General features: G+C 57.3%; 14 protein-coding genes. 7 read left to right on the top strand and 7 right to left on the bottom strand.

The features are described 5' to 3' along the window. Positions 1-35: 35 nt before the first annotated feature. Positions 36-926, bottom strand: a complete 891-nt coding sequence (locus tag C8267_RS06735) for a radical SAM mobile pair protein B (RefSeq protein ID WP_106634124.1) — start codon at positions 924-926, stop codon at positions 36-38. Beyond that, the gene (locus C8267_RS06730; RefSeq protein WP_234025712.1) at positions 911-1,726 is read right to left on the bottom strand and encodes a DUF5131 family protein; all 816 of its coding nucleotides are present in this window, start codon (positions 1,724-1,726) and stop codon (positions 911-913) included. Before C8267_RS06730 ends, C8267_RS06735 begins: the two co-directional genes overlap by 16 nt. Positions 1,727-1,881: 155 nt before the next feature. On the opposite strand from C8267_RS06730, the gene C8267_RS06725 reads away from it, so the two are divergent. The 6 genes from C8267_RS06725 (at position 1,882) to C8267_RS06705 (ending at position 6,140) form a co-directional block, all read left to right on the top strand. After that, complete coding sequence (locus tag C8267_RS06725) at positions 1,882-2,781, top strand: helix-turn-helix domain-containing protein (protein WP_106634123.1); 900 nt, start codon at positions 1,882-1,884, stop codon at positions 2,779-2,781. A 454-nt stretch (positions 2,782-3,235) separates the two neighbouring features. Continuing rightward, on the top strand, positions 3,236-3,358 hold the full coding sequence (locus C8267_RS11100; RefSeq protein WP_262481252.1) for a hypothetical protein: 123 nt from the start codon (positions 3,236-3,238) through the stop codon (positions 3,356-3,358). Then, positions 3,359-3,523: a helix-turn-helix domain-containing protein gene (locus C8267_RS06720; RefSeq protein ID WP_106634122.1), complete on the top strand. Its 165-nt coding sequence runs from the start codon at positions 3,359-3,361 to the stop codon at positions 3,521-3,523. A 2-nt stretch (positions 3,524-3,525) separates the two neighbouring features. Beyond that, on the top strand, positions 3,526-3,825 hold the full coding sequence (locus tag C8267_RS06715; protein WP_106634121.1) for a helix-turn-helix domain-containing protein: 300 nt from the start codon (positions 3,526-3,528) through the stop codon (positions 3,823-3,825). Between the two features lie 727 nt (positions 3,826-4,552). Continuing rightward, positions 4,553-4,858, top strand: a complete 306-nt coding sequence (locus C8267_RS06710) for a plasmid mobilization protein (RefSeq protein ID WP_158699748.1) — start codon at positions 4,553-4,555, stop codon at positions 4,856-4,858. A 4-nt stretch (positions 4,859-4,862) separates the two neighbouring features. Then, positions 4,863-6,140, top strand: a complete 1,278-nt coding sequence (locus C8267_RS06705; RefSeq protein WP_106634119.1) for a relaxase/mobilization nuclease domain-containing protein — start codon at positions 4,863-4,865, stop codon at positions 6,138-6,140. Between the two features lie 192 nt (positions 6,141-6,332). Here the strand turns inward: C8267_RS06705 and C8267_RS06700 are convergent, their stop codons facing one another. From C8267_RS06700 to C8267_RS06680, 5 genes are all read right to left on the bottom strand, one after another. Then, positions 6,333-6,800, bottom strand: a complete 468-nt coding sequence (locus C8267_RS06700) for a WG repeat-containing protein (protein ID WP_106634118.1) — start codon at positions 6,798-6,800, stop codon at positions 6,333-6,335. A gap of 79 nt (positions 6,801-6,879) precedes the next feature. Continuing rightward, positions 6,880-8,154 carry an MBL fold metallo-hydrolase gene (locus tag C8267_RS06695; protein WP_106634117.1) on the bottom strand — a complete coding sequence of 425 codons (1,275 nt, stop codon included), beginning with the start codon at positions 8,152-8,154 and terminating at the stop codon, positions 6,880-6,882. Beyond that, positions 8,145-9,071, bottom strand: coding sequence for a hypothetical protein (locus C8267_RS06690; RefSeq protein ID WP_106634116.1), 927 nt, complete (start codon positions 9,069-9,071; stop codon positions 8,145-8,147). The genes C8267_RS06695 and C8267_RS06690 overlap by 10 nt, the downstream gene beginning before the upstream one ends. 70 nt (positions 9,072-9,141) lie before the next feature. Next, positions 9,142-9,624 carry a hypothetical protein gene (locus tag C8267_RS06685; RefSeq protein WP_106634115.1) on the bottom strand — a complete coding sequence of 161 codons (483 nt, stop codon included), beginning with the start codon at positions 9,622-9,624 and terminating at the stop codon, positions 9,142-9,144. Between the two features lie 19 nt (positions 9,625-9,643). Then, positions 9,644-10,558, bottom strand: coding sequence for a helix-turn-helix transcriptional regulator (locus C8267_RS06680; protein WP_158699747.1), 915 nt, complete (start codon positions 10,556-10,558; stop codon positions 9,644-9,646). A 159-nt stretch (positions 10,559-10,717) separates the two neighbouring features. Here C8267_RS06680 and C8267_RS06675 point away from each other — a divergent pair, with 159 nt between their 5' ends. Then, on the top strand, positions 10,718-12,421 hold the full coding sequence (locus C8267_RS06675) for an ATP-binding protein (protein ID WP_158699746.1): 1,704 nt from the start codon (positions 10,718-10,720) through the stop codon (positions 12,419-12,421). The last annotated feature ends 404 nt before the right edge of the window (positions 12,422-12,825 follow it).

Raw genomic sequence — 12,825 nt, 5'->3', positions numbered from 1 at the left:
TATCGTGTTTTAAGAGGTTTTCCGTTTACGGCATCCTACCGCTCCGAGGATCGGTTATTGAGCCGGATCTTTTCATGGTAGAAGTAGTTGACCACGACGGGACGGCCCTTCTCGGAGCGTCCGTACGGCAGGTTGTTCACCCGGTAAGGCATTCCGTTTGCTGCGGCATAGGCGGCCATCTCGAGTTCGAGCGCCTGCCAGTAATCCGTCCGGCGGCGGTTGTAGATCTCCTCGTACAAAGACACCAACTGGGGGTGCTTCTCGCGGATGTAGGCCAGGATCGTTGCCTTGAACGACCCGCGCAGGTTGAGATTTTCGAGCCATACGAGATCGGCAAACTCCCGGACCCGTTCGATGATCGCCTTCGGGTCCGTGATGCCCGGAAAGATCGGCGAGACAAAGCAGACGGTGCGGATCCCCGCCTCGTAGACCTGCCGCATGGCTTCGAGACGCCGCTCGATACTCACGGCACGGTCCATGTCGGCGCGGAAGGCCTCGTCCAGCGTGTTGACCGACCACGAAACCGTCACGCGCGGGAATTCGCGCAGCAGATCCAGATCGCGCAGCACCAGATCCGACTTCGTGCAGATCAGGATCTCGGCCGTCGTGCCGCGCAGCTGTTCGAGCAGCAGGCGGGTTCGTCCGTAATACTCCTCATAGGGATTGTAGCCGTCGGTCACCGAGCCGATGACGATACGCTCTCCGTCGAAACGGTGCGGATCGGCGATGGGCTTCCAGTGCTTGACGTCGAGAAACGTTCCCCAGGGTTCGGTGTGGCCCGTGAAGCGCTTCATGAACGAGGCGTAGCAATATTGGCAGGCGTGAGGACACCCCACATAGGGATTGACCGAATAGCCGCCCACAGGCAGCGACGAACGGGTCATGACGCTCTGCACGTCGATGTCGCGAATCAGTTCCTGTTCCATACTCTTTGTTTGAATGCTTCGGGTAACTCTTGTATCATGCCGCTCTCACCCATGATCGGCAACAGATCCTCCTTCATGAAGACCGCCACGCCCTGCACCCGGGCCTGGGCGACAATGCCCCTCACCCATTCGGGCCGGGCATCGACCTTGCCGCGGCGTCGTCCGGTCTCGGTGCCGACGACGATCCACTCCACGCCCGTCAGGTCGAGCCCTTCGATCGGCCCGAACAGCGGTTCGAAGGTNTGGGCGATGATGCCCCTCACCCATTCGGGCCGGGCATCGACCTTGCCGCGGCGTCGTCCGGTCTCGGTGCCGACGACGATCCACTCCACGCCCGTCAGGTCGAGCCCTTCGATCGGCCCGAACAGCGGTTCGAAGGTCACGTGGTAGTGACGGGCCCTAGCGTGTTGGCGCAGTGTGGCGATACGTCCCTTCTCCGCCTCGCACGTCACGGTGACACCCATCCAGACGTTGTCGTCGTCGGTCTGCAGGTCGAGCCGTTCGGGTCGTTTGGTCAGAAAGAGGTAGGCGTGCTGCGGATTACGGGCCATGCGATCGAAAACTTCCGTCGTCCACTCGGGCCGCCAGTCCGAGAAGTCGCTCATGCCGGTCATTAGAAAGACCCGCGGGTCGCGGCTTTCGAGAATGCGGAGCTTGCGGGGCATGTACTCCGGGACGGAAAAATCGTCGGTCATGTGGAAGCGTCGGCAGTTGTTGCGGGCATAGCAGTAAGTGCAGCCAACGGTGCAGCCGACTACCAGATTCAGATTGCGGATCAACGATTTGATGCAGACACTCATGGACGGATGTTTTTTCACAGACGAATCCGTATCGGATCCTCCGTCGGCAAAGGTCCGAAGATTTTTTGCGCAAAACTATGCCCGAAAGGGGGTAATGTATGCCATTTTGATAAATGATGTCGTATCTTTGTCTTCGGACAAACCGGATGCGAGCGATGAAGACAACGACAAATCCCCGACGGCTGGTCACCGTGCCGTTCAGCAAGACGCAGTGCGGCGTCGACTTCTACATCAATACGGGCCGCAGCGAAGAGATCCGCGGCGTACTGACCGAGAATCCGCTCTTCCGGACCGACTTCTTCGAGTTCTTCTTCCTGCACAGGGCCCGAGGCGTGCTGTTGCTCGGCGGACGCCGCATCGAGCTGCACGACGGCATGGTGCTGCTCCTCTCGCCCCACCAGCAACAGCGCTGGCTCGTAGACGAGGCGGAGCTCGACTACACGTTCCTAATCTTCCGCGAGGATTTCATGCGCACGTTCCTCGCTGACAAGCTCTTCGTCTACCGCCTGCTCTACTGCTACCAGACCGACACGCCGCCGTGGTTCGATGCCGCAGCGGAACAGCTGGCGGAATACGACCGGCTGCTCGAAAAGATCAAGGCGGAGCTGCGCGCCCCGACGGCGGACAGCTACAATTTGATCGTCGCGGTGCTCTATTATCTGCTGGTGACGCTCAACCGCGATTATGCCGCCGCCTACGGACTGCCCGTGACGTTGCCGCGCAATAACTGTGCATTCCGCTTCAAGGCGCTGCTCGAGGAGCATATCCGTGAGGTGCAACGCGTCGAGGAGTATGCTTCGATGCTGCGCGTGAGCCGCGTGACCTTGAACCGGGCTGTCATGGATCAGTTCGGCGTCACGGCCGTACACCTGCTGAAACAGCGGCTGCTGGAGGCTGTGAAGAACGACCTACTCTTCGAGAGGCGCAGCGTCAGCCAGCTGGCCGATGCGTACGGCTTCTCGGATCCGAGCCACCTGATGCGCTTCTTCAAGCAGCAGACCGGACGGACCTGCTCGGCCTACCTCGAAGATTATCGGCGCGGCGCGGGCGAATAAGGCCTGTCGGAATCCGCAACCGGTCTGCGACTCCAGTCCCTCCCGGTGATTCGGAGATGCGGTTTGCATGACTTTCGTCCCAAACTACCCTTTTGAGCTTCCGGCTCGACAGCCCGTATCCCGTCTCTGTCCGTGTATTATCATAGGCACGTTTGCCATATGCGCAAATCAGAATGGCTATAAACCGGCGTTTTCACCGCAGTTTGTCCACCCTCGCGACGCCAACCGACGCCAACCACTGCCACATCACTTTGCGAGCGAAACTTTTGAGGGGCAGCGCACGTTATCCGAGTGCAAGCTTGCAGGAACAAAGATTCATAAACCGGAAAAAAAGATGAAATGCCGTGCCTTTCGGATCCGGGATCGCTGAATGTTCGGCGGCCTCATCCACACAGAGAGCAACCCTCAAAGACGGGTTGCAGCATAGTCAAACCAAACAGAAAAAAAGAAGACCATGGAAAAGATCGTATGTATCGGGGAGCGGAGTTGGCAACGGCTCCTCGAACGGGTGGAACACCTCTCCGCCCTTGCCCAGCGCTTGGAACGCCGTTTGACGCCACCGCAGGACGACGGGTGATTGGACAGCGAAGAGGTGTGCCGGGCACTGAACATCACCAAACGCACGCTGCAAAGCTACCGGGACCGAGGCGCGATTCCCTGCTCGCGATTGGGCGGTAAATTCTACTACCGACGTTGGGACCTGGCCGCATGGCTCTCCCGCAAAACCGTTCAAACGCAATAGCCATGCCGCTGGATTATCTCAACGAAGCGAGCGACGAGATACAACGCTTGTTCGCACGGCTGGACAACGTGGAGCGTATGCTGCGGAAGGCCTCCGAGGAGCGTTGCCCGATGATCGGCGAGGAGCGCTATCTGACCGGAGAGGAGGTCTGCACACGCCTGCACCTCTCGCCGCGCACCCTGCAGACGCTGCGGGACCGGCGGCAGATTCCCTTCACGGTACTTGGCACCCGCCTGCTGCTCTATCCCGAATCGGGGATCCGGGCGGTGCTTGACCGCAACCTTCGGGCGGCTGCCGAGTAACAGACTACACGAGCTCTCGAATCAGATGATTCGAGGGCTTTTTTCGTGCATATACCTGCCACTGGCCCATCTCGCAACTACCGGCAAGAAAGCGCAATCGCGCCCCATGGTGAAACAAAGCGGCGGCGGGTGTCGTTATCCTCGAAACGACGCAAAAATCACCGACCATGACAACGCCATTCATCCCTTCCACGGCTCCCCACTGAAGATCCGACCACCTTCCATCGGTTGCCCACCGTCCCCGGTTGGACGACGATAAGCCCCGATCCGTTCGGGTTAAAAGCTGCACGCTTCCCATTCTTGCCGCGACATGAACCTCCTGCTGTTTGCCGGTACGGGAGCGCCTCCGCGCTGACGCCTTTGCGACCCCGGGATTCCGCACCGTTCGACTTCAAACGTCGAATGTGCTGCTGAATCCCGGGTCCGAAAACCGAAAGGAGCGAGGTTGTGTTCTCGTGGCACAAAAACCCCGCATCGGGTTTTTGGCTGCCACACCGAACCACCTCGCCCTGCGGGGCTGCCCCGCCCGGTCTGCTCCCGAGGGTCGCATCCCGAACCATCCGCCGCTCGCCCGGCTCGCCGCAGATTCGGGGCACGGGACGTCGCTCCAGCCCGACGAAACACGCTGCGCGAAACAACCCCAGTTTGTTTGTTCCACTGCCAACGTCCTCGAGCCATGGAGGTAGTGAAACCCAAGGGAGGTCGCCCGCGGAAGAGCGCGGCGATCTTGCGTTCACGCACAGTACGTTTCCGCGTGAGCGAGGCGGAGTACCTCCGGGTGCAACGTAAGGCAGCGGCCTGCAATCTGACCCTCTCGGAGTATGCCCGCCAGGCGGTCACCTCGGGACGGATCCTGCGGCGGATCGGTCCCGAGGAGTTGCGCCTGGTCTCCGAATTGACGCGCGAACGGAATAACCTGAACCAACTGGCCTTCCTCCAGCACGCCTTCGGGGTTGCCTCCCACGAAGAGGAGCTGAGGCGGATCCTCCGCTTCTACGACGAGGTGATCGGACGGTTGAAACAAAAACTCTAAGACGATGATCGGCAAAATCGTAACCGACAAATCCTTTGGCGGCGCGGTGCGCTACCTGCTCGGCAAAGAGCCGGGAAAGGCTTACATTCTGACGAGCGACGGCGTGGAGCTCACCTCCCGGCAGGCGCTGATCGGCAGCTTCGAGTTCCAGCGCCGGGCCCGCCCCGATGTCAAACGGGTCGTCGGTCATATTTCCCTATCGTTCCACCCCGACGATGACCCGCGGATGTCGAACCGGTTGATGCTCGACTTGGCACGTGAGTATATGCAACGCATGGAGATTACCGGCACGCAGTACCTTGTCGTGCGCCACACCGATACGAAACATCCTCACCTGCATATCCTCTATAACCGGGTACGCTACGACACGACGCTGGTCCCGGACCGCAACGAACGTCTGCGCAATATGCGTATCTGCAAGGAGCTCAAGCAGGAGTACGGGCTGACCTTCTCGCACGGCAAGGAGCAGGTCGCCACGGAGCGGCTGCATGGCCCGGAGCAACTGCGCCATCGCATTTACGACCACCTGCGGGAGCTGCTGCCCGACTGCACTTCCTGGACGGCATTAGCCAAAGAACTGGCCAAACGACAGGTCGCCACGACCTTTGTCCATCGAGGCGGTGATCCGACGAAGGAGATCCAGGGTGTGACCTTCACCTTGGAGGGGCATACGTTCAAGGCCTCGCAGGTGGACCGCAAGTTCAGCTACGGCCGACTGTCGCAACGGGTCGAACAGAATCGCCTCCGGCAGGCGATGATCGAGCAGATCCGCAACTACACGGACGAACAACGTCCGCAGGTTTCGGCTATCCTGCAAAAGTTGGAGACGGAGAAGCAGCAACAGCCACCAGAACAGCCGTGTCCTAAACTGTCGATTGCTGGCAAGCCCTTGACCAAGGAGCAGATCGAGATGCTCCGCGAGGGTGAGCCGATCTACGTGCGGGGAACGCAGTCGGAGGGTTATGTGGTGATGGACGACCAGCTGCAGATGGCGTGGGTCTATCAGGACGATCCGCGGGACTGGGTGGAGTATGGGAAATATACGATGCGGCGCATGGACCGGGACCGGATCGAAGCGGGCTACGTGGTGCGGGCGCTGGTGAAATGGTGGGGAGGCACGACGGCACGTCCCTACCTGTGGAAGGAGAAGGCATCGGATACAACCTACCGGGAGAGTTGGGACGATCCCCGCGAGCCGCGCCCTGCCCAAACTCAAAAGCATCAGGACCGTCCGCGACGCATCATCACCCCGAAGAAGGAGTCGCGTGGCCCGAGTAGGTAACGGGAGAGCGGATTGTTGCAACTTTTTGCCGGAAGTCCTTCCCTTTCCACCCGTCCGCAAAGATCCGACCTGCCGGCACCGGCTGCAAGGCTATACGGAGCGTCCCATGGGGACGGCCGTGCATCCATCGCCGCCAAGCCCGGGCTGGGCGCTATCGGGTGGAAAAGGATGGATTGGAAAAGATGGATAATCTCATAAAAACACCACCTTATGTTGGCGGATGCAGGCCAAACGGTCGTTGCCCCGCTGGTTGACGGGTAGAATCACGTCGTAACGAAGCGGTTGTGCCCATCCGCCCTGTCGGTTGAGCAATCCGTAGCGGCCTCGGCGGCCGATGATATTGAATTGAGCAAAGTGGTTGGTCAGCACATCGTATCGCGGAGGAATGATGGCGCGGCCCTCGAAATCCACCAGTCCGTATTTCCCGTTGCGGCGGATGCGCAGCAGGGTGTCGCCATAGGGTGCCGCACGGTCACAATCCAAACGAATGAGTCGCCCGCTGCGGATGCGCAACAGTGCGTACCCCTCGCCGTCGCGTACCAATGCCCGGCCTGTATCGTCCAGCAGCCAGGCCTCATTCCAGCACGCTTTCGTAAGATGACATCCGCCCGAGGTCTGAAATCCCGTCTTGCCATTTTTGTAGTAGTATCTGATTCCCATATACTCTGCCTTTTCGACAAAGTAAAAGCCCTGCTGTGCGGAATGGCGGCACAACAAGGCTGAATCTGGAGAAAAGAGACTACAGCTCGATCGATTCATTGTCCTGCGGACAGCGAATCGTCCGATCGGGGAAAAGCGTGGCAAAGCGTTCCGGCACGGTGGTGTGAATCGGGATCAACAGCCCGGGATCGACATGCCGTACAATCGATTGCAACGATTTTGCATCGGCGTGGCCGCTGGTATGGATGTGCGGATTGGCAAAACCCCGCTCCCGGATCCAATCCATGAATTCGGACTCGTCTTTTTCGTATCCCTCCCAGATCGAGGTAACCACAACAGACGGTCGATGGCTGTATTTCTGCATGTAAGGCAGCATTGAGGGGCGGATGAGCCAGACATATTTGCCCGGGTTGTGCCCGATGTCTGTCGTATCAACCGTAGGCAGCGCTTTCAGGCGCTGCACAATCTCCGGATCTCCTGCCTTTTCAAACCGCTTTAGCTGGGCGTGTTGGCAGAAATACCGGAAGACATCGTGCCCTTCGAACGGAGAGAGCGGCGACGGGATCGACGGCTTGAAACGATGAACCGCTTCCAGCACATACGCGACGTAGGTATCCACAATCAGCTTACGCGAGCAGACGAGCGCTGCCTTGTAGATCTGGACGATGCGGTCAATATTCTGTCCCGAGCACCAGACATAGTGCAGTTTGTCGGCATCGGTGCGGAACTGCTCCTTGAAACGTTCGCAAATCTCCGCTTCGTTCATACACGCTTTCTCGGTGGCCAGATTGGTCCCCTCGAGCAGCAAGCAGTCGACCTTCCGGGGCAGGTTGTGGTAGAGAAAGCCTTTCACCCCGTGGCGGCGGATGTCTCCGCTGTAGAGGATTCGCCGGCCTTCGGCTTCGATCAAGAAGGCGCACGCATCGTAGGCGGCGTGGTCAACCGTGTAGGGTGTGATGCGGATATCGCCCACGGTTACCGGCTCGAACTTCCGGTCATCAGCCTCCTTGGAGAGTATTCTGATATGGCACAGATAGTCGGCATCGCCACGTCCATGGATCACCTCGGTGACGTGCATCATGGCCGCCGTCCCGGCCGTAGCGTAGATGGCCACATCCCGGTGCGTATCGGGCAGCAGACCGTGGTGGTCGGCATGGTAGTGGCTGATGAAGATGGCATCGGCATCCTGCGCCCATTCGAGGGCCTCGCGGCGGATTTGCTCCTGCTGCTCCTGGGGCCGGGAGTCGAAATCGAGCGGCAGACCCAGATCGAGCAGGATTTTAGTCTGCCGGGTTCGTATCTCAACACAACTGCCGCCGATTTCGTGTGTTCCGCGGTGGATGACTATCTGCATAGCTCTTTCTCTAATGCAGCCTTATTCATAAGGCCGCTTTTGTATAATCCATATCCCATGAAGGAAGAGTTAAAAAAGAGACAATCCTCCATTTCCTGCAGTTCAAGCCGAAGTTGGGTACTTTGGGTTTTATAATTCGCCAGTACGCAGGCAAACTCTACTTTGGGCTGGATCTGGGTTACATCCTTATACTTGTCGGCGTTGTCGCCCAGTTTGAAGCCCGGAATCAAACCCAAGATCCGTTTTTGTCGGAACAGGTTGAGCATGTCATTCTGGAAGTTCTGGACCCGGTCACAATCGGAGACGAAGTCGCGGAAATCGTCCTGGTGGATTTTCAATCCGGGTGATTCCGTTGTCTTGTCGTCTTTGACGCTTTGTGTTGATCGGATGGATTTGTATCCTTGTTTGACCTCTATGATAAACAAGCGGGGAATAGCCGTTTTCGCCAGTTTATGAGCGGCCGGAGTCGATTCCCATTCCAGTGCGACAAGGTCGAAGCGTTTGTCTCCGTATTGGTATTCGCTGTCGATGATAAAATAATCCGTATCGAAGGAGTTACATGAATAATTGTTCTCCTTGATAATCATTTGCTGGATATCCTTTTCTCCCAGATGATTTTTTACATTGGTGGTGTAGATATCCACAATGTGCTTTGCTTCGGTAAGATAGGCATGAATGTTTTCCAATGAGAATTGAGGTACTTGAGCCCCAGGCATATATCGGGGATCAATACTGCCGTAATGTCCTTTATCTTCAAATATTCTCAAAACTGAACCACCTCGATAATAGATCGAGACATAATTGCCTCGCATTTCGAGATCCAGCGAGTTGTCTGCCTTTACATATTCGAGAACGGGATAGAGATCGTTTTTGTCCATGAAGCGGTTCATGAACAATTCACTGATAGAGTGAGCCATGGTATTGAATTTTTAGATTGGTTTTTTACAAAAATACTACTTATTAGCTTAAATCTTTGATTATACTTTTTTATTTTGTGTCGAAATCGTGGATTTTATTGATCGCCTCCTCGAACGACAGCGCATCGCCCTTCGGCAGATCCCGATACTCGCTGGCAATACGCATGATCGGTGAAGCAAGGCGTCCGAAACTGCCTTCGTCGACGTGGCGTTGTTGATAGCCGCATGCGGTGCAGGTGGCCGAATGGCTGCTGCGGCCGCTCAACGGTGACCCCGAGAAGGAGTAGATCAGCATCTGCCCGCCGCATTTCGGACATAGACGCGTGTAGTTTTCTGCGTACTCGGTCCACGCCCGGACCACCACGCCTAGCGGATAGGGTCCCGAATCCTTCATCGAAACATAGGCCATGCGGATACGCATCGGCGTGCGGGCCCCGAAGAGCTGCAGATCGGTAAGAATCCGTTCACGTTGCTGCCAAATGAGCGGCACTGCCTCCGCAAAAAGTTCCCATTGGCGCTCATGTGTCTGTTTGTCTGTTTTTTCTGTCATCATCTTCGTTCGATTTTCTTTTTTACTCATTTGTCGGACGGCAGTACAAAACATGGAGCCCGTCAATGATGCGCCGCATCTCCTCCCGTACATTGTCCGGCGAGAGCACCTCAAAGTTGCAGTGGCAGTTTAACATGGCCTGGTAAAACTCCGGCGTCGGTGCCACGTGAAATTCGAAAATGGCATAGTCGTCATGCGTCTCGACCTCCTGCTGCGAAGCGTGGAGGGGCAGCGTGCGGAGATACTTGACGCCGTCGCCCGCGACCCGGACCCGGATCGTGCAGGGGCGGATATCGTCATAGACCGCCACGCCGAAGGCCCCGGCCAGGTAGCCGGCCGGATCCAGCTCCTCGGGCGGCGTAAAGCGATCGTCGGTCACGCGGATCTTCACCATGCGGTCCAGCGCATAGAGCTTGATCTTCGCATTGTCGGGCTTGTCGGCGTAGAGGTACCAGCGCCGGTCGCGGAGCTTGACGAAAAGCGGCTGAAGACGGAGGTCGAAGGCCTCGTCCCCCGTGAAGGGCTGATAGGTAACGACCACCTGCCGGTTCTCGCGCATGGCGTCGAGCAGTTCGGGAAGATGCCCCCGGGCCGAGGGAACCTCCTCGACCAGCACGCGGTTATGCAGCGTGCGGGCCTCGCGCAGCGACTGCCCGACGGCAAAACTATCGAGCAACCAGTTTGTGATGTTGTGCGAGTTGAGATCCTCGCTGTTGGCAACAGAGTAACGGTTGGTGCGTTCGTCGCAGACGATCGAGATATCGAACAGTTCCTCGACCGCGTCGCGGTGGGAGTGGAAGGTCCGCCGCGCCAGCGGACGACCGTCATAGAGCGCGCTGCGCTGCCAGCGGGCGCGGATCTCGGCCAGCGTGATCGGCCCGTACCGGTGGATCGTATCGGCCAGCCAGATGTACCTTTTGAAGAGATTGGATGCCATGATGTTTGTCTTTTTCTGGTACAAAGGTAGCAAGATTATGTGCTGAAATATTGCACATAGTTGGAATTTTTCATGGTATGCCATTTTTTTCAAAAAAGAATGCATGCGCCGGATTTCGGCAGATTACTGGTTGAACTTTGCCGGAGAAAAAATACGGAAATGATGGAACATCTTGAGACGAAGAGGGGCACGAGCCCGAAAACGGAGGTTGATCAGCCATTGGTAAAGAACCCGAAGGAGCCGGCGTGGACCTTGATCGGAGCCATCGAGCAGATCGTGAATTTGGCCATAGAACTGAAACTCGAAACGCCCTTTTCAGAAAAGGCCCATTCGGCGTTGACGTATGTGTCCGAATGCATGTCGCTTGATGAGGAGCAGGCATTGGCCTTTGCCCTCTTTATGGAGAAAAGCACCGATCCGCGGATTCAGATCAGCGATTTTTCCGACCTGATCGGTTGCCGTACGGTGCGGATTATCTCGTTGATGGCCGCAGCCGACCGCCTGGCACAGCGCCACCTCATTTGGCGACTCAAAAAGGAGAACACGCTCTTCTACTCCGTCCCGATGGAGGTCGTGGAGGCCGTCAAGGAAAACCGCGCCTTCGAGCCGGCGCCCATCGACAACCTGACTGTCGAGCAGCTCTTCGACCGCATGGAGAAGATTCTTGACCGGATGAAAGAGGACCGGAATCTGCTGCTCGCCGATCTGGATGCGCTGGTGGCAGCCAATCCGGAATTGCCGTTCTGTCAGACGCTCCAAATCTATGATTTGTCCGAAGACGTGGAACGCCTGCTGTTTTACGTCTTCTGCCATCTCTATGTGAACAAGGGCAAGGCATACCTCCGGATGCGGGACTGGCAGGACTATTTTACGGGGGATGAGCAACGGTTCCTTTCCTGGATGATGAATGCCTCGGATCTCAAACTGTGCGAACGGAAAATCATCGAGCCCTATAACGCAAACGGATTGGAAGATCCGGAGTATTTCCACCTGACTCGCACGGCCCGGGAGGCTCTTTTCGTCGGTTTGCGTTATGTCGAGCACAAGAGTCGCAAGGGGAGGGATCTGCTCGACTGCACGACCTTTGCCGCCAAGGAGCTCTTCTACAACCCGTCGGTGCAGCGACAGATCGACCGGCTGGGGGAACTCCTCGCCCCCGAACACTTCACCGACATCCAGCAGCGGCTGGAGGCCGGCGGCATGCGCAAGGGCTTTGCCTGCCTTTTCTACGGAGCGCCGGGGACAGGCAAGACCGAGACGGTCTACCAGCTGGCACGCCGCACGGGCCGCGATCTGATGGTTGTCGATGTTTCGCAGATCAAGAGCTGTTGGGTCGGCGAAAGCGAGAAGAACATCAAGGAGGCTTTCGATCGTTACCGCGCCTATACCCGTTATTCGAAACCGGCTCCCATCCTGCTCTTCAATGAGGCAGACGCCGTGCTGGGCATCCGCCAGGAGGGAGCCAGCCAGGCCGTGGAGAAGATGGAAAACTCGATCCAGAATATCATTCTGCAAGAGATGGAGCAGTTGGATGGCATTCTGATCGCTACGACCAACCTTACACAGAATCTGGACCGGGCTTTCGAGCGGCGGTTTCTCTACAAGATTGAGTTTGAGAAACCCTCTGTGGAGGCGAAGAGCCGGATCTGGCGGTCGATGATCCCGGCGCTTGACGAACAGACCGCCGCCACGCTGGCCGAAAGGTACGATTTCAGCGGCGGACAGATCGAGAACATCGCCCGCAAACGGACGATTGACATAATCCTGCAGGGCGCGGAACCTTCGTTCGAGCAACTCGACGGATACTGCCGCTTGGAAGTGCTTGGGCAGCCGGAGCGGTCGCGGCGCAAAATCGGATTTTGAGTTTGTATTTGGACTGAAGATTTCTTATCTTTGTCGAAAGCATTGGGATGCAAACGAGTGCATGATGACCGCATCGCGGGAGTGACCTTTGAGGAAAATGCTTCACGTAATGCGCTGATTGTTAACGAGGAATATGCTTGGGTCGGAAATCCGTTTTCCGCTCCAAAGCAGAAGGGAGAATCTTTAGGGATTCTCCTTTTTTGTTTTTGTATGCCGGTGCATGAGGGGACTCGGCACCTGCGACCTTAAAACGCCCCTACCATGGGCCGGGGGGATGTATCCAAAAAGTGGAGGGGGGCTCTGGTATTCCGACTGCGTATCCTCCTGAGCGGAAGGGCGGATGGACAAAGCATTGAATCTTCGTCATCCGCCCCCCCCCTCATTTCGTTTTCCCTTTCTTGCCC

This window comes from Alistipes sp. Marseille-P5061, from assembly GCF_900290115.1.
GTDB classification, from domain to species: domain Bacteria; phylum Bacteroidota; class Bacteroidia; order Bacteroidales; family Rikenellaceae; genus Alistipes; species Alistipes excrementigallinarum.
Note: the sequence above shows the minus strand (reverse complement) of the source record. Positions and strands in the feature narration are given on the sequence as shown.